The sequence below is a fragment of the Streptomyces sp. NPDC022552 genome, assembly GCF_055561875.1.
In genome coordinates this window covers 1-21,337 of sequence record NZ_JBVHGJ010000022.1, presented here as the reverse complement: position 1 = coordinate 21,337, position 21,337 = coordinate 1, and the positions used below count along the sequence as shown (strand labels likewise).

Here is a 21,337-nt window from a genome sequence, read left to right as displayed (position 1 = left end):
TGAATCGGCCCCCTCCGCCATCGGGCGGAGGGGGCTCCGCCATGCAGGGCGGCAGCCGCATCGGTGCATCGATCCCGGGCCCGGGCATGCCCGGGCCCGCCACCCGCGCCCGCGCCCGCGCCCATGCCCGGGCGCGGGTGGCGGGCCGGCCGACGGCTAGGCCAACTGCGGCGGCAGCGGCGAGGAGTGGACGACCGTCAGTCCCGACACCGCACGCGTCAGCGCCACGTACAGCCGCCGCAGTCCCGTCCGCTCGTCCGGCTCGCCGTCCACGACGGCGGCCGGGTCGTCCAGGACCACGTAGTCGTACTCCAGGCCCTTCGCCAGCGAGGCCGGGACGAGCGTCAGGCGGGACTCGGCCGTCGTCTCCTCGCCGGGGGAGAGGTACGCCAGCCCGGCCGCCGTCAGCGCCTCCGCGAGCGGCGCGATCCGGGCGTCGGCGGCGATCAGGCCGATGGAGCCCTCGTGCTCCAGGGACTCCACACAAGCCGCCACGACCCCGGCGTCCAGCTCCGCCGGTTCGCGGTGGCGGATCGACAGCGAGCCCGGGTTCTCACGGACCGACTCGACCGCCGCCAGACCGGGGGACATGTACGGCAGCAGCAGGGAGGCGTACGCGATGACCTCGCGCGGCACACGGAAACCGGCGGTCAGCTCCTCGACCACGGCCTCCGGCTTGCCCAGGTGCGTCAGCGCCTGCGCCCAGCTCTCGGTCGCCCACGGCGTGGTGCCCTGTGCCAGGTCACCCAGGATCGTCGCCGAACCGGTCGTGCAGCGGCGGCCGACGGCCCGGTACTGCATCGGGGAGAGGTCCTGCGCCTCGTCGAGGACGACGTGGCCGAGCGAGTGCGTCCGCTCCACCAGGTCCTTCGCCTCGTCGATCAGGACCGCGTCCGCCGCCGACCACTCCGCCGACTTCACCGACCGGGCGGGCTTCGCCCACAGCAGCAGTTTCTGCTCGTCCTCGGTCAGGATTCCCGCCGCGTGCGCGGCGAGGAACTCGGCGTCGCCCAGCAGCCGCAGCACAAGCTTCGCCGGGTCGACCGGCGGCCAGAGCGCCTTCACGGCCGCCTTCACCGCCGTGTTGCGGGCCACCGCGTCCTGCACCCGGTCGTCGGGGGCCTCGCCCGCCTGCTCCATGCGGACCAGGACCGCGTGCGCGATGCGCTGCGGAAGCGCCTCCCGGGCGGCACCGTAACGGATGTCGCGGTCCAGCAACTCGCGGACCATCTCCTCCAGTTCGTACGCGGGGACACGCCAGCGGCGCGAGCCGCGCACCACCATCAGCGGCTCCGTCGGCAGCGTGACGTGCGAGCGGACCGCGCGGCGCAGCACCTCCGCCATCCTCGCGTCGCCCTTGACGGTCGCCGTCGCCGCCTCGTCGGTGCCGCGCACCTCGACATGGGCGACGAGGTCGTCGACGGTGGCCTGCTGGACCTCCAGCTCGCCGAGGGCGGGGAGGACCTGCTCGATGTAGTGGAGGAAGGAGCGGTTCGGCCCGATGACGAGCGTGCCGGTGCGGGCGAGCCGGTCCCGGTGCGCGTAGAGGAGGTACGCGACCCGGTGCAGGCCCACGGCCGTCTTTCCGGTGCCGGGGCCGCCCTGGACGCAGACGGTGCCGCCGAGCCCCGACCGTACGATCTCGTCCTGCTCGGGCTGGATGGTGGCGACGATGTCCCGCATCGGTCCCACGCGCGGGCGCTCGATCTCGGTCTGGAGCAGCCGGCTCGTCCGCTCCTGCTCGGCCGGGTCGGAGAGATGCTCGTCCTCGTACGCGGTGAGCTCGCCGCCCGTGTAACCGAACCGTCGCCGCAGCCCGACGTCCTGCGGGTCCTTCTTCGACGCCCGGTAGAACGGCTGGGAGACCGGCGCGCGCCAGTCGATGACCATGGGGTCGCCGTCGGCGTCGTGGACGTGCCGTCGGCCGATGTAGAAGCGCTGGCCCTCCTGCGTGGTGTGCAGGTAGTCGAGCCGGCCGAAGAAGAGCGGGGTGTGGGAGAGGTCGGCGAGGGCCTTGATGCGCTCCTCGATCTGGCGGCCGAGGACGAGCGAGTTGACCCAGTTCGCGGTGACGTCCTTGATGTCGAGCGCCTCGACGTCCTCGCGCATCGCCCGCAGCGCGGCGCGCGAGTCGGCGAGATGGGCGCGCTCGCGCGCGAGCGGATCGACGGACGTGGACATGCGGAAGCCTCCGGGCCGGGGTGCGGGACACACGGGACATGACAGGGCGGCCGCCGGTTTCCGACCGGGCGGCGGCGCTCCACGGAGGGAGGCGGGGAAGTCGGAGATTGTAGCTTCGGGGGCGCGGGGGAGGCGAATGGTTTTCCGTGGGGGAGGGCCCCGACCGGACCCGTAGGGGGCGGGTCCCTCCTGAGGGGGACTGAGGTTTCCACCCCCAGCCTGATGTGTTCGGAATGTCCGGATTCCATCATGGAGACATGACCACAGCGACCTTCACCCCGGACCGTACGATCCCCCGCTCGCGCCGCCTCGCCCTCGCGCTCCGCGCGATACGCGCCTACGGCACCGCCGCCGTGGACGTCGTCGTGCTCGGCCGGTACGCCGAGGAGGCGGGGGTCAGGAACCCTCGACCCGAGTACGTCGGGGGCCCGGACTGAGTACGACCGCTCATGCCCGGCCCGTCCGCCGCTGATGTGATCGGGGCATGACGACGAACCAGGCACCCCAGGCGGCGGCTCCGACGGCCACGCCCGACCCGACGGCCCCGTCCGCCCGCGCGCTGCGGATCTTCGCCTTCTGCGGCCTCCTGCTGCTCTTCGTCTCCTTCGTCGCCACCGGGATCGTCATGCTGGAGGACAGCATCGGCGACGACGGCAGGGCCGGTGCAGCGATCGACGCGGCCTTCTGGGCGCTGGGCCTCGGCACCCTGGCCGGTCTCGTCGCCGCCGTACTGCCCCGCTCGGTCCTGGCCCACAGCGCGCGCACGTACGCGGTGGCCCTCCAGTACACGCTGGCGCTGATCGCCCCGGTGATCGCGATGATGGACTGACGGAGCGGGATGCCAGGCCGGCGTACGTGTGGACGTGCTGTCCCGGACCCGGCCGACGTCGCCGCCGACCGGGCCACCGGAGCCCGGCGCCGGTCGACCCACCGGACCCGGACCGCGGCACTACTGGCCCGCCTGCTCGCCCTCGCCCGCCATCAGTTCGTCCGCGTCCACGATCCGGTACGCGTAGCCCTGCTCCGCCAGGAACCGCTGGCGGTGCGCCGCGAAGTCCTGGTCGATCGTGTCGCGCGCGACGACCGAGTAGAAGTGAGCCTGGTGCCCGTCGGCCTTCGGCCGCAGCACCCGGCCCAGACGCTGCGCCTCCTCCTGGCGCGAGCCGAACGTGCCCGACACCTGGATCGCGACCGTCGCCTCCGGCAGGTCGATGGAGAAGTTCGCCACCTTCGAGACCACGAGCACGCTGATCTCGCCCTCACGGAACGCCCCGAAGAGCTTCTCGCGCTGCGCGTTCGACGTCTCGCCCTTGATGACCGGCGCGTCCAGATGCTCGCCGAGCTCGTCCAGCTGGTCGATGTACTGGCCGATGACGAGGATCTGCTGCCCGGCGAACTTCCGCACCAGCGCCTCGGTCACCTTCCGCTTCGTCGCCGTCGTGGCGCAGAAGCGGTACTTCTCCTCCGTCTCGGCGGTCGCGTACGCCAGCCGCTCCGACTCCGTCAGGTTGACCCGGACCTCCACGCAGTCGGCGGGCGCGATGTACCCCTGCGCCTCGATCTCCTTCCACGGCGCGTCGAACCGCTTCGGGCCGATGAGCGAGAAGACGTCGGACTCGCGCCCGTCCTCGCGCACCAGCGTGGCCGTGAGTCCGAGCCGCCGCCGGGCCTGGAGGTCGGCGGTGAACTTGAAGACGGGCGCGGGCAGCAGGTGCACCTCGTCGTAGACGATCAGGCCCCAGTCGCGGGAGTCGAAGAGTTCCAGGTGGGGATAGATCCCCTTCCGCTTGGTCGTGAGCACCTGGTAGGTGGCGATGGTGACCGGCCGGATCTCCTTCTTCGTGCCGGAGTACTCGCCGATCTCGTCCTCGGTGAGCGAGGTCCGCTTCACCAGCTCGTGCTTCCACTGACGGGCCGAGACGGTGTTGGTGACCAGGATGAGCGTGGTGGCCTTCGCCTGGGCCATCGCCCCGGCGCCGACCAGCGTCTTTCCGGCGCCGCAGGGGAGCACGACGACACCGGAGCCGCCGTGCCAGAAGCCCTCGACGGCCTGCTTCTGGTACGGGCGCAAGGCCCAGCCGTCCTCGGCGAGCTCGATCGGGTGCGCCTCGCCGTCGACGTACCCGGCGAGGTCCTCGGCGGGCCAGCCCAGCTTCAGGAGCGTCTGCTTGATCTGCCCGCGCTCGGAGGGGTGGACGGCGACGGTGTCCGGGTCGATCCGGGCGCCGACCAGCGGCTGCACCTTCTTCGAGCGGAGGATCTCCTCCAGGACGGGCCGGTCGGTGGAGGTGAGGACGAGCCCGTGGGTGGGGTGCTTGGAGAGCGTGAGCCGGCCGTAGCGGGCCATGGTCTCGGCGACGTCCACGAGGAGCGCGTGCGGCACGGGGTAGCGGGAGAACTCGACGAGCGCGTCGACGACCTGCTCGGCGTCGTGCCCGGCGGCCCGCGCGTTCCACAGGCCGAGCGGGGTCACCCGGTACGTGTGGATGTGCTCGGGCGCCCGCTCCAGCTCGGCGAACGGCGCGATGGCCCGCCGACAGGCGTCGGCGAGCTCGTGGTCGACCTCCAGGAGCAGCGTCTTGTCGCTCTGGACGATGAGTGGTCCGTTCACGTACGTACATCCCTTCGCACGGGCCAAACATCCAGTGTGCCTGACACCCGGCCGATGCAGGTGGGGGCCGCCGCACCGGTCCGACGGCTAGACCTGGTCGTCCGCCAGCTCCGCGACACCCGTGATGCGGTGGAGGGGGTACGTGCGGACTTCGTCCGCCGTGTGGTCGTAGCCGGTCACGAAACCGCCCTCCACCCGGACCGGGGCGATGACGCGCTGGCTCGCCGCGCCCTCCGCGTTGACGTAGCCGATCCAGACGGCGGAGCCGGTCATCGCGGCGGCCTGGACCGTGGCCAGGGTCTCGGCGGGGGAGGTGCGGGGCAGCTCGCCACCGACGCGGGCCGGGGCATCGGGGCGTTCCTTGCGCACGGCCGTCGCGGCCGCGTCCCCCGACCGGATCGCGCGGACCGCAGCGCCGAGCAGCGTCGCGTCCGGTGCGGGCGGGCCGTCGGGGACGGGCGCGGGCGCGGTGCGGGCGCCGGTGCGGTAGGCGTCGGCGCGGGTGATCAGGACGTCGCCGGCCGCGGACTCGGCGGCCGGGGCGTACCCCATCGACCGCAGCCCTTCGAGCAGCGCCCCCGGGTCGGTCTGGGCGGCGAGCACGGTCGGCGCGAGGCGGCGCAGCCGCAGCGACGCGGACCGCTTGTCGGCCAGGATCTCGCCGAGGAGCGCGTCGTCGTCGCAGCGTACGTAGGCGGAGGCGGCGCCGATCCGGAGGTGGCCGTGCCTCCGTGCCACGTCGTCGATGAGGTACGAGAGCGGCTGCGGGACCGGCGTACGGGAGTGGGCCGTCAGGAAGTCCTGGAGGTCGGACGCGCTGCGCCCGGCGTCGAGGGCGCGGCGGACCGAGCCGGGCGTGAACCGGTAGACGGTCGCACCGCCCTTCGACTCCACGTCCGCGAGGACGGAGAGCATGTCGGCGAGCGGTCGCCGGAGCGGCCCCGGTGCGACGGCGGTGAGATCGGCCTGGAGGAGCACGTGGTCGACGGCCTCGGGGAGCAGCGGGGCGAGCAGGGTCGCGGCGCGGGCGGCGGCGACGGACAGCTCGACGCCGTGCTCGGCGACCGGCTCGGTGGCCGCCTCGGCGAGCGGCAGGTTGAGCAGCGCCCGGGCGGGCGAGGCGAGGGCGCCGCGCCCGGTGATCCCGAGCAGCTCGGCCTCGGAGAGGGTCCAGTGGGCGATGCGGGAGCGGAGGTCGGTGGGGCTCGCGTTCCCTGCCGCGCCGGGCGTCGTCGTGCCCGACGCGCCCCGCAGCGGGCGCTCCCACCGCAGCCGGGCCAGCAGGGCCTCCGGGTCCGCCGCCACGCCGGGCGGCAGCGTCGCCTGGAGGGTGAGGACCCGGCGCCGTACCTCCGGTGCCGCGCCCCGGTCGAGGTCCGGGCCCAGGGCGGAGAGCGTGCGGCCCTTCGCGTCCTGGCCGCCGATCAGCCCCGAGGTCCGCGTCCCCACCAGCCAGGACGTGGCGAGCCGGGCCCAGCGCTCGGCGGGCGGCAGATCGAGCCAGTCGTCGTACGCGGGCGTCGGCGCGTACCGCTCGTCCGCCTCGCCGTCCGAGGCGAGCAGCCCCGCCCCGTACGCGAGCTCCAGCCAGAACGCCGCGACCTGCTCCGTCACGTCCAGCGCCGTGGCGGTCCGCTTGAGGTCCCGTACGGACAACCCGCCCGCGCGCAGGACGGCGGGGCCGCCCTGGTCCCAGCTCTTCAGCAGCTCCTCGACCGTCGCGAGCGCCGTGTACGCCTGGCCCGCCGCCGCGTTGTCCACAACCTGGGGACGGTATTCGCGCAGAACGGCCGGGGCGGGCGCGTGCGGCTCGGGCGAGCGGTGCGCCCGGCCACCGCGCAGGTGCAGCGCCGCCTCCCGGGGCAGGACGACGGTGCGGGTCGAGGCGGGCAGCAGCAGGCCGCGGTCGCGGAGCCAGCGGACCGGCGGGGCCGGGTTCGCCGTGACCTCGCCGTACGGCGGGCCCCACACCAGCCGGTCGAGCACCGCCAGCGCGTCCGGCGGCGCCGTGTCGAGCAGCGCGCCCATCCGGTCCCGGTCGGTGAACAGCTCCGTCAGCGCCGCCACCGCCGACACCGGGTCGTGCGTCGCGGGCAGCCCCGCGGCCGCGAGGATCTCCTGGATCCGGCCCGGCGACATCCCCGCCGTCGACTCGGAGACGGTCGGCCCGAGACCGGTCGGGGACGGGTGCTGCGGGGAGGGCGCGAGCAGCTCCCGCGCGGTCCGTACGAGCCGCAGCCGCTCGTCCTCGCCCCAGACCAGGGCCTGTTCGCGCAGCACCTCCACGGCGCGGGGCAGCGCGGCCTCGATGTCCGGGTCGCCGTCGTCGCCGGTGAGGAGACCGAGGAGCACGGGGTAGGGGGCGGGGTCCGGGGCCACGGCCAGCGCCTCGGCGGTCTGGAGCGTGAACCGGTCGAGCCGTTCGAGCGCGCGCACCACGGAGCCGCGGGTGCCGGCCCGGGTGGCGAGCTGGGTCAGGTCGTTCGGTACGGGGGACAGCAGATCGGGGCGCGCGCGCAGCAGCGCGGCGAGCCCTTCGTCGCCCCGCGCGCGCAGCGCCTCCGCGAGCGTGCGCGGCGCAGCGGCGGCGCCAGTTCCTCCGGGCACGTGCGCCTCCCGATCGAGCTCACCGATCCCCATCCGCCCCACGTTAGCCCCTGCTCGGGCGCTAACGTCGGGGCGTACCGGCCGTGGAGGGGACTTGTGGGCATCGAGAGCGACCAGTTGGTCTTCGACTATCTGAGCCGGGTGGGCGATCTGGCGCAGCAGCGACAGCTGCCGTCGGGGGCGCGGATGAAGCTCGTGTCGTCGCTCCGGGGCGAGATCGACCGCCGGCGCGCCACGTACGGCCGGGAGAGTCCGACGGCGGTCCGCTCCCTCCTCGACGAGCTGGGCTCGCCGGACGAGGTGGTGGACCGCGCGGCGGGGACCACGCCGCCGCCGTCTTCGCCCCCGGTGCCGACGCCCCGCCCGGAGCCGGACGCCGGAGCGGCGCCTCCGCACCTGGCCGGGACGGACGAGGTCGGGTCGGCCGACACGGAACCGGACTGGTGGCGGCTGGACGACCGCGAGACGGCGCTTCCGGGGGACGACCTGGTGCCGGGGTTCAGGGGCGGGGTGGAGATCCCGGAGATCCTGAAGCCGCCACCGGGCGATACGGAGGAGGACGCGGAGGAACCCGCCCCGGAGGCCGCCGGGCGCCGGCCCGTGTGGCGCCGGGTCCTGCGTCTGCGGCAGCCCGAGGAAGCGGCCCCGGCGCGCCGCGCCCGGGTCGGCAGCCCGGTGCTGTTGGTGGCGGCGCTGCTGCTGCTCGGCGGCGCGGTCTTCGGCTCGCTGGTGGCGCTGGCCCTGGGCTGGCTCCTCGCGTACGGCTCGCGCCGCCTCTCGGCAGGGGAGACGCGGTTCGCGGTCGTCGTCCTCCCGCTCCTGGCGGCGACGGCCGGCGCGGTCTGGCTCTGGGGCCGGGTGGACGGCCGCTGGGGCGAGCCGGTGGCGGCGGGGAGCGAGGCGCTGGGGGCGGCGATCTCGGAGACGTGGCCGTGGACGTTGAAGGGCGCGGCGATCGCGACGTCGCTCTACCTCCTGTGGCGCACCCGCCGCCACGCCTGACGCACCTCGGGGGGCGTCAAACGTCTGCGCGGGGGCGGTCCGGAACGCCTGCCCACGACGAGCCCCGTCACCCCCTGGGCGCCGGCACCGCTCCCCACGGTGCCCCCGGCACCACCAGCGGCGAGCCCGTCACCGGGTCCGGGACCACCACCGACTTCAGGCCGAAGACGTCGCGGACCAGGTCCGCCGTCACCACGTCCTCCGGCGCCCCCTCCGCCACCACACGCCCCGCCTTCATCGCCACCAGGTGGTCCGCGTACCGCGCCGCCTGGTTCAGGTCGTGGAGGACCAGGACGACCGTCCTGCCCCGCGCCACGTTCAGGCGGCGCACCAGGTCCAGGACCTCCACCTGGTGGGCGATGTCCAGGTACGTCGTCGGCTCGTCGAGCAGCAGCAGATCCGTCTCCTGCGCGAGCGCCATCGCGATCCAGACCCGCTGCCGCTGACCGCCCGACAGCTCGTCCACCGACCGGTCGGCCAGCGCGGCGACGTCCGTCGAGGCCATGGCCTCCACGACCGCCCGCTCGTCCGCCTCCGACCACTGCCGCCACCACGCCTGGTGCGGCTGACGCCCCCGCGAGACGAGGTCGGCGACCGTGATCGCCTCCGGCGCGACGGGGGTCTGCGGCAGCAGCCCGATCGACTGCGCGATCCGCTTCGTCGGCAGCTTCGCCAGCGACTCCCCGTCGAGGAGCACCGCCCCGCCCGCCGGCTTGAGCAGCCGCCCGAGCGCCCGCAGCGTCGTCGACTTCCCGCACGCGTTCGGACCGACGATCACGGTCACCTTGCCGTCCGGGACGGCGAGGTCCAGCTCCTCCACGACCGTACGGTCCTCGTACGCGAGCGTCAGCTCGCGCGCGGTCAGCCGGCTCACGACTTTCCTCCCACGCTTCGGCTCCGGACGATGAGCCAGATCAGATACGGGGCGCCGACCGCCGCCGTCAGGACACCCACCGGCAGCTCGGTCGGCGAGAACAGCCGCTTGCCCAGGAGGTCGGCCAGGACCACGACGAACGCCCCCATCAGGGCCGAGCACAGCAGCGGGATCTGCGCCGTACGCGTCATCCGCCGGGCGATCTGCGGCGCGAGCAGCGCCACGAAGTCGACCGGACCTGCCACCCCCGTGGCCACCGACGCGAGTACGACGCCGACGCACACGAGCCCCAGCCGGACCCGCCCGAGCGAGACCCCCAGCGCTGTCGCCGTGTCGTCGTCCAACGACACCGTGCGCTGCGCGCGCGCCGCCCACAGGATCGCCGGGAGCAGCACGATCAGGGTCCAGCGGATCGGCGCCGCCTCGTCCCAGCCGCGCCCGTTCAGTGAGCCGGTCATCCAGATCTGGGCCTGCTGGGCGACCAGGTAGTCGCCCTTGGTCATGAACAGGGTGATCAGCGAGCGCAGCGCGATCGCGAAGCCGATCCCGATCAGAACGAACCGCGTCGCGTGCAGCCCGCCGCGCCACGCGAAGACGTACACGAGCGCGGCGGCCGCGATGCCGCCGACGACCGAGAGGTACGGCAGGACGGTGTACGAGGTGAGGCCGAAGGTCATCGCGCCCACCGTCAGCGCGCCCGCGCCCTGGCTGATGCCGATGATGTCGGGGCTGGCGAGCGGGTTGCGGGCGACGGTCTGGATGAGGGCGCCGGCGATCCCGAACGCGGCGCCGACCATCAGCCCGACCGCGAGCCGCGGCATCCGCAGCTCCTCGACGACGAACGCGGACCGGGACTCCTGCCCGAGGACCACCTTCAGGACCTCGCCCGGTGCGACGAACCTCTCGCCGACACAGAGGTACGCGACGCAGACCGCGGCGAGCAGCAGCAGGAGACCCGTGGCCACCAGCGCCGAGCGCCGGTGCAGCAGGAACGACCCGCCCCCCGCGCGCACGACCCCGTACCCGGCAGGACGTACGCGCCCGGCGGAACGTACGGACGCCGTCGTCATGCCGGCACCGCCTTCCGGCGCACCAGCGTCACCAGGAACGGCACCCCTATGAGCGCCGTCATCACACCCGCGGGCACCTCGCCCGGCGGGAAGAGCACCCGCCCGATCACGTCCGACACCAGCAGCATCACGGGCCCCACGAGCGCCGCCATCGGCAGCACCCAGCGGTGGTCGCCGCCGACGATGGCGCGGGCGATGTGCGGAACCGCGAGGCCGACGAACGCGATCGGTCCGGCCGCCGCGACCCCCGCGCCGGTCAGCACGGTCGCCCCGACACCGCCCACGATCCGTACCGTCGCCACCCGCTGGCCGAGCCCCTTCGCCACGTCCTCGCCGAGCGCCAGCGCGTCCAGGCCCCGGGCCACGGAGAGCACGAGCACGGCGCCGAGCAGCAGGAAGGGCCAGATCTGGCCGACGACCTCGGCGTCCCGCCCGTCCAGCGAGCCGATCTGCCAGAACCGGAACTCGTCCAGGGCCGACGCCCTGGTCGTGAGCACCCCGGTCGTCACGGACAGCAGCAGCGCGTTGATCGCGGCGCCGCCGAGCGCCAGCTTCACCGGCGTCGCTCCGCCGCGCCCGCTGGAGGCGATCGCGTACACCGCGACCGAGGCGAGTGCCGCGCCCGCGAAGGCGAACCACACGTACCCCGTCAGCGTGTGCACCCCGGCGAAGGCGATCGCGAGGACCACGCCCACCGAGGCGCCCTGACCGATGCCGAGGATCCCCGGATCGGCGATGGGGTTCCGGGTGATGCCCTGCAGGGCCGTGCCGGCGAGGGCGAGGGCGGCGCCGACCATCAGCCCGATCAGGGTCCTGGGGACGCGCATCTGCCGTACGACCTCGGCGTCGTCGCTCGTGCCGCCGTGCAGCAGCGCGTCGAGGACCGTGGACGGAGCGATGGCCCGGGCGCCCACGGCGAGGCTCAGCAGGATCGCGAGGAGGAGGGCGACGACGGCGACGGCGGTGGCCAGAACGCGTCTGGAACGGAGAGCGGCGGTCATCGAGGCCCATCGGGAGGTGCGGGTGGTACGTCGACTTCGGCAAGCCTTCGCTCACCCGGTCGGCGGGGGTCAGTCTAAGCAGCAGGCCTGTTCGAACACCCGGGCACAATGTCACCCATGACTCTCCCGCGACTCCCGCTGACCGTCGGCTTCGACCTGGACATGACGCTGATCGACTCCCGCCCCGGCATCAAGGCCACCTACGAGGCCTTCTCCGCGCAGGTCGGGGTCGCGATCGACGCCGATCTGGCGGTCTCGCGGCTCGGGCCGCCGCTTGAGCACGAGCTGGCCCACTGGTTCCCGGAGGCGGAGATCGTGGAGCGGGTCGCCCAGTACCGCGCGCTCTACCCGACGTACGCGATCGAGCCCTCGCTCGCGCTGCCCGGCGCCCGGGATGCGATTCAAGCCGTTCGCGAGGCGGGCGGCCGGGCCATCGTCGTCACCGCGAAGAACGAGCCCCACGCCAAGCTGCACCTCTCCCACCTCGGCATCGACCCCGACGCCGTCATCGGCGGACTGTGGGCCGAGGGCAAGGCGGAGGCCCTGCGCGAGTACGGCGCGGGGGTGTACGTCGGCGACCACACCGGCGACGTGCGCGGCGCCGCGACCGCGGGCGCGCTCTCGGTGGCCGTGGCGACCGGACCGTGCGACGAGGCGGAGCTGAAGACGGCCGGCGCGGACGTCGTGCTGCCGGACCTGACCGGGTTCCGTGCCTGGTGGGACGCGTACCGGGGCTAGTTGGCCCCGGCCGCCTTCGCCTGCCGCCGCTGGGCCCCGATCGAGCGCAGCACACCGGCTCCCGCGACCAGGAATCCGACGCCCATCAGCATGCAGACGGCGTACGCGATCGGCGGGAACGGGTCGGTGCCGAGGAACAGCGGCGCGACCGTGACCAGCGTGGCCACCGCACCGATGATGAAGACAATCGCACCGGCACGGACGAGGCCGTCACCCGGAGCGCTGTCGTCCGAGGGGGCCGAAGGGGTTTCACTACGCATTCAGCCAGGGTAGTTCCCAGGCCGAAGGAACAAACCGGCGACGTCTTGTCACCGCCCCGAAGCCCATTAGCCTTGGTGCGGGCGACCGCTGAATCGGTCTCCAGAGCCGGATTCCCGGCGCATTCCATCGAGTACGAGGACGAGGACGGACGTGCCTACCGGCAAGGTCAAATGGTTCAACAGTGAGAAGGGCTTCGGCTTTCTCTCCCGCGACGACGGCGGCGACGTCTTCGTCCACTCGTCGGTGCTCCCTGCCGGAGTCGACGCCCTCAAGCCGGGACAGCGTGTGGAGTTCGGGGTGGTCGCCGGACAGCGCGGTGACCAGGCCCTCTCCGTGACGGTCCTCGACCCGACCCCGTCCGTCGCCGCGGCGCAGCGCCGCAAGCCCGACGAACTGGCGTCCATCGTGCAGGACCTGACGACGCTCCTGGAGAACATCACGCCGATGCTGGAGCGCGGCCGCTACCCCGACAAGGCGCAGGGCGGCAAGATCGCGGGCCTGCTGCGGGCGGTCGCGGACCAGCTCGACGTCTGATCCGATCCATCCGTTCCCGTTACGGGAACGACAGCGCATCCGGGCCGAGGGGCGGTACCAGCCCCTCGGCCGCCGCGCGTGTGAGCAGCCCGCGCACGGCCGCGTAGCCGGCCTCCCCGAGGTCGGCCGTGAACTCGTTGACGTAGAGGCCGATGTGCTGATCGGCCACCTTGGGGTCCATCTCCTGCGCGTGCTCGAGTACGTACGGCCGGGAGACGGCCGGGTCGTCCCAGGCCATCCGTACCGACGCACGGGCCGCCTCCGCGAGGCTCCGCAGCACGTCCTGGCCGAGCGAGCGGCGGGCGATGATCGCACCGAGCGGGATCGGGAGACCGGTGGTGTCCTCCCAGTGGGCGCCCATGTCGGCCAGCGCGTGCAGACCGTAGTTCTGGTAGGTGAACCGGGCCTCGTGGATGACGAGCCCCGCGTCGACCTTCCCGTCGCGCACGGCGGGCATGATCTCGTGGAACGGCATGACGACGACGTTCCCGACCCCTCCCGGGACGACGTCCGCCGCCCAGAGCCGGAAGAGCAGGTACGCCGTGGAGCGCTCGCTCGGCACGGCGACGGTCTTCCCCGTCAGTTCCAGCCCCGGCTCCCGGGTGAGCACCAGGGGGCCGCAGCCGCGGCCCAGCGCGCCTCCGCAGGGCAGCAGGGCGTACTCGTCGAGGACCCAGGGCAGCACCGCGTACGAGACCTTCAGGACGTCGTACGCGGGGTCGGCGCTCTCGGCCCAGCCGTTGGTGAGGTCGATGTCGGCGAACGTCACGTCGAGGCGCGGGGCGCCGGGGACGCGGCCGTGGGCCCAGGCGTCGAAGACGAAGGTGTCGTTCGGGCAGGGCGAGTACGCGATCTTGAGCTTGGGCGTCATGGGGCGGGCTCCACGAAGACGGTGGTGCTGAGCAGCTGGAACGTGTGCCGCAGCGAGTCCAGGGCCTCGCCGATGCGCCAGGCGGCGCGGTCGCGCGGGCCGACGGCGTTGGAGACGGCGCGGATCTCGACCACGGGTACGCCGTGGGCGGCGGCGGCCTCGGCGACGCCGAACCCCTCCATCGCCTCCGCGGCGGCGCCGGGGTGACGTGCCGCCAGCTCGGCGGCGCGCTCGGCGGTGCCGGTGACGGTGGAGACGGTGAGTACGGGTGCGACGGTGTGGCGCTGTTCGCCGCGGGCGAGGGCGTCGGAGATCCGCCGGGTCAGGGCGGGCGGCACGGAGTGCGTGGAGCGCCCGAAGCCGAGCTCCTCGACGGTGAGGTAGCCGTCGGGCGTCTGCGCGCCGAGGTCGGCGGAGACGATCGCGTCGGACACGACGACGGAGCCGAGGGGCGCGAGGGGCTGGAACCCGCCGGCGATCCCGGCGGAGACGACGAGGTCGTAGGGGGCGGCGGCCCGCGCGAGCGCGGTGGCGGTTGCCGCGGCGGCGGCCGCGGGCCCGACACCGCCGACGAGTACGTCGGCGGCGTGCGGACCGTCGAGGCGAAGGCCGCGTGCGACGGAGTCCGCCTCCGCCGCCACGGCCGTCACGATCAGGATCCGGACCGTCACCGGAGGATCAGGATTCCTTCTTCAGCCCGAAGTGCCAGACGCCGGTCAGCTTCTTGCCGTCGCTCTCGACGATGGTGACCTGGGTCTCGTCGGTCGCCTCGCCGGTCTGGGAGGAGAAGAAGGCGCTGGCCGGGATGGTCCGGTACGTCTTGTGGTACGGCTCCGGCTCGGCGTTCTGGCCACCGAGGAAGATGGTCCACCCGTTCTCGGCGATCGAGGGGTCGACGCCGAAGCGGATCTTGTCGTCCGCGGCGACCGTGATGGTCTTCTCGGCCTTCCTGTTGAGGCACTGCTGGATCTGCGACTCCTTGATGGCGTCGCCGTCGTTGTAGCAGGCGGCCTCGGAGTGCACCGAGTCGGTCCCGACCGTCAGGGTCGCGAGCGGAGTCGGCTTGTCGCAGGCGGAGAGTACGAGGAGGCCGGCGGAGACGGCCCCGAGGGCGACGGCGGCCCGGCGGCGCGAGCCGGTGAAGAACGCAACGGTCATGGCCCGAAGGCTATCGGGCGTGTCGAACTCCGCCACGCGGGGGTGCGGCGCGCCGCGTTTTCCTGCCGATGTGGCGGCGTGGGAGTGCCCGGCAGGGCGCCTTGCCCCCGCCCGGGCGGGGGCGGACGGCTGGGAGGGGGCGGTGTCGTACGCGCCCGGGCCCGGCGGCTCACTTCGGGGGCTGGGACGGCAGGGGCTTGCGGGCGGCCACCAGGAGGCCGCGGACCGCGAGCAGGGCGCCCAGGCCCAGGAAGCCCGCCGCCACCGACATGCCCACCGGGCCGCTCAGCGGCAGCGAGATGCCGATCGCGCCGCCCACCACCCACGCCATCTGGAGCAGGGTCTCCGAACGGGCGAACGCGGACGTCCGCACCTCCTCCGGCACGTCCCGCTGGATCAGCGCGTCGAGCGACAGCTTCGACAGCGCCTGCGTCAGGCCCGCCACCGCACCCAGCACTGCCACCATCACCCCGCCGAAGAACGCCGCCGCGAGGATCGCCACCCCGCACACCGTCGTGATCATCGTGGCGATGATCACCTCCGGCGCGTGGCCGCGGTCCTTCAGGAGCGAGCCGACGCCCGTCCCGCACGCGTTCCCCACGCCCGCCGCCACCGCCACCATCGCGAGCGACACCGCGGCGCTCTGTCCCGACAGCGGATGCTCACGCAGCAGGAAGGCCAGGAAGAAGATCAGGAACCCCGACAGCATCCGCTGCGCCGCGTTCGCCTGGAGCCCGTGCAGCACCGAGGGCCCCACCGTCCGCAGGCTCGGTTTCTTCTCGCCGTGCGTGAGCAGGTGCGCCCGCCGTTCGCCCTTGGCCGAGTCGACCTTGTGCGGCATGCGGAAGGCCCAGTACGCGCCCAGCAGGAACAGCGCGCACGCCCCGTACAGCGGGTACTGCGGTCCGATCTGCTGGAGCCCCGCACCGATCGGCGCCGCGATCCCGGTCGCGAGGAGCCCCGCGAGGGTGACTCGGGAGTTCGCCTTGACCAGCGAGAAGCCGTGCGGCAGCAGGCGCGGCACGACGGCGCTGCGCACCACTCCGTACGCCTTCGAGGCGACGAGCACGCCGAGCGCCGCCGGGTACAGCTCCAGGCCGCCTGTCGCCACAGCGCCCGACATGGTGATCGCGAGGACGGCACGGGTCAGCATCGCCCCGGCCATCGCCGCGCGCCGCCCGTGCGGGAGGCGGTCGAGCAGAGGGCCGATCACGGGGGCCAGCAGGGTGAACGGCAGCATGGTGATCGCCAGGTAGAGCGCGACCCGGCCGCGTGCCTCGTCCGTCGGTACGGAGAAGAAGACCGTGGAGGCGAGCGCGACGGTGATCATGACGTCGCCCGCGCCGTTCACGGCGTGCAGCTCGATCAGCTTGCCGAGCCCCGACTCGCCCGCGCCGTGCGCGTGTGTCGCCCTGCGGATGCCCTTGGCCGTGCCCGTGACCGGCCAGTGCAGGGCGCGCCCGACCGCCCGGCCCGCTCGGCTGAGCGGCCCGGCATGATCGTCGGATCGTGCGGACGACCGTGCGGCTGCCACTCCGTCATAGTGCCCCACGCCCCTGACTTGTGAACCGTGGCACGGCGGACCGTCGGTCCACGATCCGGGCCACTTGGGGCGGGCAGGTGGGCGGCGGGCGGCGGAGGGGGTAGCGTGCGTAGCGCGCCACCGGCGGAAGATCTCGGCCGCGCGCCTCTTCGGCATCCCGCAGAATGGATGACGATAGGTGTGCCCGAGAGACGCGAGACATGTCGGGCGCGGACGTCGATGCGGCCCCCTGGTCCGCTCCGCCCGCCGCCCGGGGCTTTTCGCTCCCGCTCCTCGGCCGGCGCACCCGTGAGACGGCGTAGGAGAGAAGCGAGACCTGTGAGTGCTGCGACGACGCGAAGCCGTACCCCGCGTACCCCGCGTACCCCCGACCGCCTGTGCGCCGAGGCGGTAGACCTGGCGCGGGCGGCCGCCGAGGAGGCTGCCGCACCCGGCATCGTCGGGGCCCATGTGGAGGCGGTCGCCGACGGTGACCGGGTCGTCACGCACTTCTTCGAGTGCAAGGAGCCCGGCTACCGCGGCTGGCGCTGGGCCGTGACGGTCACCCGTGCCTCCCGGGCGAAGAACGTCACCCTGGACGAAACCGTCCTCCTGCCGGGCTCGGACGCCCTCCTGGCCCCGGAGTGGGTGCCGTGGAGCGAGCGGCTGCGGCCGGGCGACATGGGCCCGGGGGACCTGCTGCCGACGGAGCAGGACGACCTCAGGCTGGAGCCGGGGTACACCGGCGAGGACGCGCCGCCGCCGAACTCCGCGGTGTCGGAGGAGATGGCGGACCACCTCGACGCGGAGGACGCGGAGATCGTCTCCCGTACGCCGTCCCGGGGCGCGATCGCCTCGGTGGCGGAGGAGCTCGGGATGCGGCGGGCGCGGGTGCTGTCGCGGTACGGGCTGCATGTGGCGGCGGACCGCTGGGACGAGTCGTTCGGGGCGAAGACCCCGATGGCGCAGGCGGCGCCGGCGTCGTGCGACTCCTGCGCGTTCCTGGTGCCGTTGGCGGGCTCGCTGAAGCAGGCGTTCGGGGTCTGCGCGAACGAGTTCTCGCCGGCGGACGGGCGGGTCGTCTCGCTCGCGTACGGGTGCGGTGGGCACTCGGAGGCGGCGGTCATGCCGAAGCCGCCGCGGCCGGCGCCGCCGGTGCTGGACTCGATGGGGGCGGATGCGTTTCCGCTGCGGCCGGCGAAGGACTCGGGCTCGACGACGGAACCGGACGACACGTCGGAAGACCTGGGCCACTCGTAACCCCGGGCACCACCCCCCGCCCGAGGCGCCTCCTGCTCACCCGTTGTGGGCAACTGTTCCGCCGGGCGGAACGGGTGGGCACAACGGGCGGCGCCCTGGCAGGCGCGTATGCCTTTTGGGCCCGGCGCCCTCAGGGCCCTGGGGCGTGGACGCGCCTCGTGGTGCGGGGGGCTCGGAGCGGACGCGCCCGCAGGGGCGCCGTCCCGTGTGCCCACCCGTCCCGCCCCAGCGGGACGATTGCCCACACGCAGGTGGGGTGGGGTGGGGGCGACTGCCCACACGGCGGCGGGGTGTGGGCGTTCACCCCGTGGGCGTGGGGGAGGTGTGGGGCGCGGTACCTTCGGGCACCGGCACAACACGCCCCGCAGAGTGGAGTCAGACGTGAGCGTCAGCGTCAGGACGTCGACCGACGGAGCCGACCCCTTCGGCACCGCCCGGCTGCGGAGAGGCGTACTCGATGCCTGGGGCGCCGGGCCCGCCCGGTTCCGGGAGGACGCCAACGCCGAGGAGGACCTCGCCCTCGGCGGCTACCGCGACCGCCTCGTCGTCGAGCTCGCCCAGAACGCCGCCGACGCCGCCCACCGCGCCGGCGTCACCGGACGGCTCCGGCTCACCCTCCACCCCGGCGGGCCCGACGCCCCCGCCCTCCTCGCCGCCGCCAACACCGGCGCCCCGCTCGACGCGACCGGCGTCGAGTCGCTTTCCACCCTCCGCGCCTCCGCCAAGCGCGAGCACGACCGCGGAGCCGTGGGCCGCTTCGGCGTCGGCTTCGCCGCCGTCCTCGCCGTCTCCGACGAGCCCGCCGTTCTCGGCCGCCACGGCGGCGTCCGCTGGTCGCTCGCCGAGGCCCGCGAGCTGGCCGCCGAGGCCGCCCGGCACAGCCCCGGCCTCGGGGACGAGCTGCGCCGCCGTGACGGCCACGTACCGCTCCTGCGTCTCCCGCTGCCCGCCGAGGGCACCGCGCCCGACGGTTACGACACCGTCGTCGTCCTCCCGCTCCGGGACTCCGCCGCCGTCGACCTCGCCGAGCGGCTCCTCGACTCCGTCGACGACGCCCTGCTGCTCACCCTCCCCGGCCTCGCCGAGATCGTCGTCGAGACCACGGACGGCGCACGGGTCCTCACCCGCGCGGAGCACGAGTCGTACGTCCACATCGACGACACCGCCACCCAGGAGACCCGCCGCTGGCGGACCGTCAGCCACGGCGGCCCCCTCGACCCCGTTCTCCTCAAGGACCGGCCGGTCGAGGAGCGGCTGCGCCCGTTCTGGTCGGTGACCTGGGCCGTACCCGTGGACGGCCAGGGCGCCCCGCAGTTCCCCCGTACCAGCCCCGTCGTCCACGCACCCACCCCCACCGACGAACCGCTCGGCCTGCCCGCCCTGCTGATCGCCTCCCTCCCGCTGGACACCGCCCGACGCCACCCGGCGCCGGGGCCGCTCACCGACTTCCTCGTCGAGCGGGCGGCCGACGCGTACGCCGAACTCCTCGCCGACTGGGAGCCGGTGACGGTCGCGACGATCGACCTGGTGCCCGGACCGCTCGGCAAGGGCTCCCTCGACGGGGCGCTGCGCGCGGCGATCCTCCAGCGGCTGCCGCGCGTCTCGTTCCTGGCGCCCGAGGCGCCGTCGGAGGAGGTGCCCGCACTGCGGCCGGTGGAGGCCGAGGTCGTGGAGGGCGCGGGCCGCGAGACCGTCGCCGTGCTGGCGGAGGTCTTCCCGACCCTGCTGCCCGCCGGTCTCGAACGGCGGGTGGAGCTGCGCACGCTCGGTGTCGGGCGCGTCCCGCTGACCGAGGCGATCGACCGGCTCGCCGGGGTGGACCGCCCGCCGTCGTGGTGGTGGCGGCTGTACGACTCCCTCGCGGGCGTGGACCCGGACCGGCTGTCGGGCCTCCCGGTGCCGCTGGCCACCCCGGCCGACGCCCCCGACGACGCCAGGATCCGTACCACCATCGGCCCCCGGCACGTGCTCCTCCCCCAGGAGCGCACCCCCGCCGATCTGACCCGCCTCGGCCTCAAGGTCGCCCACCCGGACGCCGCCCACCCGATCCTGGAGAAGCTCGGCGCCCTCCCGGCCACGCCCCGCGCTGTCCTGACGACGCCTCAGGTCAGGGCGGCGGTCGCCGCCTCCCTCGACGCGGGGGAGATCTGGGACGAGGACGCGGACACCCTCGACGCCGACGAGCTCGCCGAGACGGTGCTCGCGCTCGTCCGGGACGCGGAGCTGGAGCCGGGCGACGAGCCGTGGCTCGGCGCGCTGGCCCTCCCCGACGAGGACGGAGAGCTGGCGCCCGCCGGCGAACTGGTCCTGCCCGGCAGCGCCTTCGCCGCCGTGATGCGCGAGGACGAACTGGCCCTCTGCGACACCGAACTGGCCGACCGCTGGGGCGAGCAGCCGCTCGCCGCCTGCGGGGTGCTCGCCAACTTCGCCCTGGTCCGGGCCACCGATCTGGTCCTCGACCCGGACGAACTGGAACCCCGCGAGGGTGACTTCGCCGAGTCCGACGACGCCGGGCTGCTCGACGCGGTCGACGTCTGGTGCGAGGACGTCCTCGACCGGCTGCCGGAGGCGCCGGTGCCGCCGGTGGCGACCGAGATCGTCGCCGTACGGGACCTGGATCTGATCGACGACGACGCCTGGCCGCAGGCGCTCGCCCTCCTCGCGCAGCCGCCGCTGCGGGACGCGCTCACCCAGCCCGTACGGGTCCTGATGCCGGACGGCACGACCGAGACCGTAAGGTCGTACACCGCCTGGTGGCTGCGCGACCACCCCGTCCTCGACGGCCGTCGCCCCGCCGGACTGCGGGCGGCCGGTACGGACCCGCTGCTGATCGGCCTGTACGACTCCGCGGACGCGACGGGGTTCGAGGACGAGCAGGTCCTGCGGGCCCTCGGCGTGCGGACCTCGGTCTCCGCGCTCCTCGACGAGCCGGGCGGCGCGGCCGAACTGCTCGGCCGGCTGGCCGACCCGGACCGTGAGGTGTCCGGTGCCCAACTGCACGCCCTGTACACGGCGCTGGCCGACCTCGACCCCGAGCAGGTCACCCTCCCCGACGACCTGCGTGCGGTCGTGGACGGCGAACTCGTGGTGGTCGACGCCTCCGAGGCCCTGGTGGCGGACGCCCCCGACCTCCTCCCGCTCGCGGGCGGACTCCCGCTGCTGCCGGTCGCCCCGGCGCGGGCGGCGGACCTGGCGGAGCTGTTCCAGGTGCGACGGCTGAGCGAGCACGTCGAGGCCGAGGTGACCACGGTGGGCGAGGAGCACGACGTCCCGCCCTCGGTCCACGCGCTTCTCGGGCCGGCGACGCCGGACTCGTACATCGAGCACGAGGAACTCCGCGCCGCGGGTGTCGAGCTGGACTGGCGCCAGACCCCGGACGGCAGGATCCACGCCGCGACCCTGGAGGGCGTCGCGGCCGGCCTCGCCTGGGCGGCGGGCCAGTGGCCCCGCCGCTTCGAGGTCGCGGCGCTCCTGGAGGACCCGTCGCGTACGGCGGAACTGGCCCGGGACAGGTGGTTCGACTAGGGGCCGGCGGACCACCGCCCCATCCCGGTCAGCGGACGACGTCGAAGACCTGCTTCTGCAGGCCGTTGGCGTACACCTCGTGCTCGACCAGCTTCAGCTTCTGGGCGTCCTTGTCCGTGGCG

General features: G+C 74.1%; 18 protein-coding genes and 1 pseudogene. 7 read left to right on the top strand and 12 right to left on the bottom strand.

The genetic code is table 11. From position 1 onward, the window contains the following. Positions 1-156: 156 nt before the first annotated feature. Positions 157-2,181 (bottom strand): HelD family protein, encoded by a 2,025-nt coding sequence (locus ACZ3OF_RS34700; RefSeq protein WP_467308808.1) that lies wholly within the window; start codon positions 2,179-2,181, stop codon positions 157-159. Between the two features lie 257 nt (positions 2,182-2,438). On the opposite strand from ACZ3OF_RS34700, the gene ACZ3OF_RS34695 reads away from it, so the two are divergent. Both ACZ3OF_RS34695 and ACZ3OF_RS34690 read left to right on the top strand, forming a co-directional pair. Beyond that, positions 2,439-2,618: a hypothetical protein gene (locus tag ACZ3OF_RS34695; RefSeq protein WP_361676704.1), complete on the top strand. Its 180-nt coding sequence runs from the start codon at positions 2,439-2,441 to the stop codon at positions 2,616-2,618. Positions 2,619-2,665: 47 nt separating this feature from the next. Next, the gene (locus ACZ3OF_RS34690; RefSeq protein ID WP_361676706.1) at positions 2,666-3,010 is read left to right on the top strand and encodes a hypothetical protein; all 345 of its coding nucleotides are present in this window, start codon (positions 2,666-2,668) and stop codon (positions 3,008-3,010) included. 120 nt (positions 3,011-3,130) lie between these two features. Here the strand turns inward: ACZ3OF_RS34690 and ACZ3OF_RS34685 are convergent, their stop codons facing one another. Both ACZ3OF_RS34685 and ACZ3OF_RS34680 read right to left on the bottom strand, forming a co-directional pair. After that, positions 3,131-4,792 (bottom strand): DNA repair helicase XPB, encoded by a 1,662-nt coding sequence (locus tag ACZ3OF_RS34685; protein ID WP_361676708.1) that lies wholly within the window; start codon positions 4,790-4,792, stop codon positions 3,131-3,133. An 87-nt stretch (positions 4,793-4,879) separates the two neighbouring features. Next, positions 4,880-7,432, bottom strand: a complete 2,553-nt coding sequence (locus ACZ3OF_RS34680; protein ID WP_361676711.1) for a helicase C-terminal domain-containing protein — start codon at positions 7,430-7,432, stop codon at positions 4,880-4,882. A gap of 63 nt (positions 7,433-7,495) precedes the next feature. On the opposite strand from ACZ3OF_RS34680, the gene ACZ3OF_RS34675 reads away from it, so the two are divergent. After that, entirely contained in the window at positions 7,496-8,401 is a 906-nt protein-coding gene (locus ACZ3OF_RS34675; RefSeq protein ID WP_361676714.1) for a hypothetical protein, read from the top strand. A gap of 67 nt (positions 8,402-8,468) precedes the next feature. On the opposite strand, the gene ACZ3OF_RS34670 is transcribed toward ACZ3OF_RS34675, so the two are convergent. From ACZ3OF_RS34670 to ACZ3OF_RS34660, 3 genes are read right to left on the bottom strand one after another with little or no spacing between them, the layout of a single operon-like run. Continuing rightward, positions 8,469-9,275 (bottom strand): ABC transporter ATP-binding protein, encoded by an 807-nt coding sequence (locus tag ACZ3OF_RS34670; protein WP_361676717.1) that lies wholly within the window; start codon positions 9,273-9,275, stop codon positions 8,469-8,471. Next, positions 9,272-10,345 carry a FecCD family ABC transporter permease gene (locus ACZ3OF_RS34665; RefSeq protein WP_467308805.1) on the bottom strand — a complete coding sequence of 358 codons (1,074 nt, stop codon included), beginning with the start codon at positions 10,343-10,345 and terminating at the stop codon, positions 9,272-9,274. The genes ACZ3OF_RS34670 and ACZ3OF_RS34665 overlap by 4 nt, the downstream gene beginning before the upstream one ends. Beyond that, entirely contained in the window at positions 10,342-11,346 is a 1,005-nt protein-coding gene (locus tag ACZ3OF_RS34660; RefSeq protein WP_361676723.1) for a FecCD family ABC transporter permease, read from the bottom strand. The genes ACZ3OF_RS34665 and ACZ3OF_RS34660 overlap by 4 nt, the downstream gene beginning before the upstream one ends. A 108-nt stretch (positions 11,347-11,454) precedes the next feature. On the opposite strand from ACZ3OF_RS34660, the gene ACZ3OF_RS34655 reads away from it, so the two are divergent. Next, entirely contained in the window at positions 11,455-12,084 is a 630-nt protein-coding gene (locus ACZ3OF_RS34655) for an HAD family hydrolase (protein ID WP_361676726.1), read from the top strand. Here the strand turns inward: ACZ3OF_RS34655 and ACZ3OF_RS34650 are convergent. Then, positions 12,081-12,344 (bottom strand): hypothetical protein, encoded by a 264-nt coding sequence (locus ACZ3OF_RS34650; RefSeq protein WP_361676729.1) that lies wholly within the window; start codon positions 12,342-12,344, stop codon positions 12,081-12,083. The two genes, ACZ3OF_RS34655 and ACZ3OF_RS34650, sit on opposite strands and share 4 nt — an antisense overlap. Before the next feature lie 151 nt (positions 12,345-12,495). On the opposite strand from ACZ3OF_RS34650, the gene ACZ3OF_RS34645 reads away from it, so the two are divergent. Next, entirely contained in the window at positions 12,496-12,879 is a 384-nt protein-coding gene (locus ACZ3OF_RS34645) for a cold-shock protein (protein WP_129767066.1), read from the top strand. Positions 12,880-12,898: 19 nt separating this feature from the next. Here ACZ3OF_RS34645 and ACZ3OF_RS34640 read toward each other — a convergent pair whose 3' ends face one another. The 4 genes from ACZ3OF_RS34640 to ACZ3OF_RS34625 form a co-directional block, all read right to left on the bottom strand. Next, positions 12,899-13,750 (bottom strand): 1,4-dihydroxy-6-naphthoate synthase, encoded by an 852-nt coding sequence (locus tag ACZ3OF_RS34640; RefSeq protein WP_361676732.1) that lies wholly within the window; start codon positions 13,748-13,750, stop codon positions 12,899-12,901. Beyond that, positions 13,747-14,421: a futalosine hydrolase gene (locus ACZ3OF_RS34635; protein WP_467308800.1), complete on the bottom strand. Its 675-nt coding sequence runs from the start codon at positions 14,419-14,421 to the stop codon at positions 13,747-13,749. Before ACZ3OF_RS34635 ends, ACZ3OF_RS34640 begins: the two co-directional genes overlap by 4 nt. A 7-nt stretch (positions 14,422-14,428) precedes the next feature. Next, a complete protein-coding gene (locus tag ACZ3OF_RS34630) occupies positions 14,429-14,908 on the bottom strand; it encodes a DUF2771 domain-containing protein (RefSeq protein ID WP_361676739.1) in 480 nt (159 codons plus the stop codon). Positions 14,909-15,077: 169 nt separating this feature from the next. Next, positions 15,078-16,442, bottom strand: a complete 1,365-nt coding sequence (locus tag ACZ3OF_RS34625) for an MFS transporter (RefSeq protein ID WP_361676742.1) — start codon at positions 16,440-16,442, stop codon at positions 15,078-15,080. A 327-nt stretch (positions 16,443-16,769) separates the two neighbouring features. Between ACZ3OF_RS34625 and ACZ3OF_RS34620 the strand changes: the two genes are divergently transcribed. Together ACZ3OF_RS34620 and ACZ3OF_RS34615 are read left to right on the top strand one after the other, a co-directional pair. Then, on the top strand, positions 16,770-17,690 hold the full coding sequence (locus ACZ3OF_RS34620) for a DUF3027 domain-containing protein (RefSeq protein WP_361676745.1): 921 nt from the start codon (positions 16,770-16,772) through the stop codon (positions 17,688-17,690). Between the two features lie 369 nt (positions 17,691-18,059). Beyond that, on the top strand, positions 18,060-21,215 hold the full coding sequence (locus ACZ3OF_RS34615; protein WP_361676748.1) for a sacsin N-terminal ATP-binding-like domain-containing protein: 3,156 nt from the start codon (positions 18,060-18,062) through the stop codon (positions 21,213-21,215). Between the two features lie 28 nt (positions 21,216-21,243). On the opposite strand, the pseudogene ACZ3OF_RS34610 reads toward ACZ3OF_RS34615, so the two are convergent. Next, positions 21,244-21,337 (bottom strand): annotated as a pseudogene (locus ACZ3OF_RS34610) (dihydrofolate reductase family protein); the annotation flags it as partial.

Excerpts from the sequence above, each read along its gene's own strand:
- ACZ3OF_RS34700 (WP_467308808.1), bottom strand. The coding sequence starts at position 2,181 with ATGTCCACGTCCGTCGATCCGCTCGCGCGCGAGCGCGCCCATCTCGCC.
- ACZ3OF_RS34695 (WP_361676704.1), top strand. The coding sequence starts at position 2,439 with ATGACCACAGCGACCTTCACCCCGGACCGTACGATCCCCCGCTCGCGC.
- ACZ3OF_RS34690 (WP_361676706.1), top strand. The coding sequence starts at position 2,666 with ATGACGACGAACCAGGCACCCCAGGCGGCGGCTCCGACGGCCACGCCC.
- ACZ3OF_RS34680 (WP_361676711.1), bottom strand. The coding sequence starts at position 7,432 with ATGGGGATCGGTGAGCTCGATCGGGAGGCGCACGTGCCCGGAGGAACT.
- ACZ3OF_RS34665 (WP_467308805.1), bottom strand. The coding sequence starts at position 10,345 with ATGACGACGGCGTCCGTACGTTCCGCCGGGCGCGTACGTCCTGCCGGG.
- ACZ3OF_RS34660 (WP_361676723.1), bottom strand. The coding sequence starts at position 11,346 with ATGACCGCCGCTCTCCGTTCCAGACGCGTTCTGGCCACCGCCGTCGCC.
- ACZ3OF_RS34655 (WP_361676726.1), top strand. The coding sequence starts at position 11,455 with ATGTCACCCATGACTCTCCCGCGACTCCCGCTGACCGTCGGCTTCGAC.
- ACZ3OF_RS34650 (WP_361676729.1), bottom strand. The coding sequence starts at position 12,344 with ATGCGTAGTGAAACCCCTTCGGCCCCCTCGGACGACAGCGCTCCGGGT.
- ACZ3OF_RS34640 (WP_361676732.1), bottom strand. The coding sequence starts at position 13,750 with ATGACGCCCAAGCTCAAGATCGCGTACTCGCCCTGCCCGAACGACACC.
- ACZ3OF_RS34630 (WP_361676739.1), bottom strand. The coding sequence starts at position 14,908 with ATGACCGTTGCGTTCTTCACCGGCTCGCGCCGCCGGGCCGCCGTCGCC.